Source organism: Clostridium sp. AF28-12 (assembly GCF_003435225.1).
GTDB classification, from domain to species: domain Bacteria; phylum Bacillota; class Clostridia; order Lachnospirales; family Lachnospiraceae; genus Pilosibacter; species Pilosibacter fragilis.
Genome location: NZ_QWGJ01000059.1, coordinates 1 through 1,515 on the forward strand (window position 1 = coordinate 1; position 1,515 = coordinate 1,515).

The 1,515-nt window shown below is 56.1% G+C and carries 2 protein-coding genes and 1 pseudogene; all 3 read left to right on the forward strand.

Features of this window, described 5'->3' with window-relative positions:
* Positions 1-606, forward strand: a pseudogene (locus DWY93_RS16740) (DNA-binding protein); the annotation flags it as partial.
* A gap of 309 nt (positions 607-915) precedes the next feature.
* A complete protein-coding gene (locus tag DWY93_RS16745) occupies positions 916-1,272 on the forward strand; it encodes a hypothetical protein (protein ID WP_181968575.1) in 357 nt (118 codons plus the stop codon).
* A partial coding sequence (locus DWY93_RS16750; RefSeq protein WP_147324230.1) for a DNA cytosine methyltransferase occupies positions 1,259-1,515 on the forward strand: 257 nt, incomplete at its 3' end. The genes DWY93_RS16745 and DWY93_RS16750, both read left to right, overlap by 14 nt.

Here is a 1,515-nt window from a genome sequence, read left to right on the forward strand (position 1 = left end):
CAGATGGTCGAGGACAATCTCAACCAGCGTGAAGAAATCCTCCCCAGTGAGCGGGCCAAAGCCTTGAAAATGCAGCTTGAGGCCATCAAGCACCAGGGCTCCCGCACTTCGGGCCAGATTGACCCGAAGGACGCAGGCAAACGCTCCAACGAGATTGTGGCCGAGCGCAATAAGATGGCGGTCAAGCAGGTGCAGCGGTATATCCGTCTCAATGAGCTGGTTCCCGACCTGATGAAGCTGATGGATGAAAAAAAGCTGGGTTTTACTACGGCGGTGGAGCTTTCCTATATCGGCAAGAAGAACCAGAACTATATCGCCGTCGCCATTGACAGCCAGCAGTCCTCGCCTTCACAGGCGCAGGCAAAGCGTATGCGTGAGCTGGACGAAAAGAAGCTGCTCAACGGGGATGTGATCGACGGCATTATGATGGAGGACAAAAAGGAGGTAGACAAAGTGATTTTGACAGGTGCGGAACTGAGCAAGTATTTCGGCAAGGAAACTACGCCGAGGGAAATGAAGGACCAGATCATCAAGCTGCTGGACGACTGGAAGGGTCAGCAGAAGGAACACGAAAAGCCGGAGAAGAAAACCGAACAGGAAAAATAAGCCCAAACTTCGGGTCAGCATGGCCCGAGGATTGCGGGGCTCTGCCCCGCGCCCCGAAGCTCTGGAGATATAAATGATTCCCCGTCGCCAGTTATTCCGTAGCATAGCCGGGAAAATCAGTCAAGGGCAGCGCCGCCGCAGGCGGTGCCAGAGGCACCCTTGACGGATTTCTCCCGGTTATGCTTTTTCCCGGTCAAGCGACGGGGATATAAATTCTCCAGAGCCGTTCCCCTTCCCGGGGGAAGGGGCGGAGGGGTTGGGCGAACTATTGCTTTTCCCTAAACCTAAACAGAAATGGAGGCTCAACCAATGAAACGACCTTTAGCATACCTGAGCGCCGCATGGAGCGGCGAGCCGGATGTTGATATGGAGCTGGCGGCCCACTACTGCCGTCTTACTTATGAGGCGGGCTTTTCCCCGATCTGCCCGCTCTTGTACCTGCCGCTGTTTTTGAATGACAGCGTTCCCGAGGAACATAAGGCCGGGATTGATATGCGCCGGGATATGCTGCGGCGTTCCCATACCCTGATCGTCTGCGGCAGCGTTGTGGACGAGGATGTGAAAAACGATATTGCGGTTGCCGGGCGGCTGGGCATTGCGGCGACCACACTGGAAGGGGTGCTTGCCGTGAAGGGACATGGTATCCCGGGTCATGCCGGACATTAAGCTGGGAAGCCTTTTCGACGGGATCGGCGTGTTCCCTCTGGCCGCCTCCCGGTGCGGTATCCGTCCGGTATGGGCCAGCGAGATTGAGAAAGCGCCCATCTCCATAACCAAAAGGCACTTTCCCGATATGGCGCATTTGGGAGATATTACAAAGGTGGACGGCGGGAAAATCCCGCCGGTCCATGTGATAACCTTCGGCTCTCCCTGTCAGAACCTTTCTCTGATCGGCAACCGCTCCGGCCT

What these genes read in the sequence shown, in the direction of transcription:
- DWY93_RS16745 (WP_181968575.1), top strand. Translation starts at nt 916, where the DNA reads ATGAAACGACCTTTAGCATACCTGAGCGCCGCATGGAGCGGCGAGCCG.